Genomic DNA, 436 nt, shown 5'->3' on the forward strand with positions numbered 1-436 from the left:
GCTCATGTTGTAAGCGTAAATTTGATTTACAAGCATGAGCTCATCGACAAGGTGCTGCTGTAAAATGGAGCTTTTGCCAGTGGCTAGATACTCACTTATCGCATTTAGCCCCACTTGATCAGCGTGTCTGAAGTCTGGGATCTTATAAGCGATCGCTAGCATTTGCGTTTGGCTATCTTTGTAGATGATAGCTCTTCTAGCGCCGTCTAGCTCAGGCTCTTTGCAGTGCAGTTTTGGTATAGCCCTTTTGTTTTTTATGCTGCTAAAGTTTTTCTTAGCCAGCTTAAATGCCTCATCTTTGCCGATGTCGCCGCTTATCATCAAAATGGCGTTTTTTGGCTGATAGTATGTGGCGTGAAATTCTTTTATATCAGCGATCTTCCAGTTTTCGATATCTTTTATAAAGCCTATTGGCGTCCAGTGGTATGGGTGGTAG

At 42.9% G+C, this 436-nt stretch carries 1 protein-coding gene; it reads right to left on the minus strand.

Going from position 1 to position 436, the window contains the following annotated elements; translation table 11 throughout:
• The coding region (locus CYP77_RS06135; protein ID WP_141090840.1) for a M16 family metallopeptidase at positions 1 to 436 on the minus strand (436 nt) is incomplete at both ends.

The organism is Campylobacter concisus (genome assembly GCF_002913865.1).
In the GTDB taxonomy this organism is placed as follows: domain Bacteria; phylum Campylobacterota; class Campylobacteria; order Campylobacterales; family Campylobacteraceae; genus Campylobacter_A; species Campylobacter_A concisus_AM.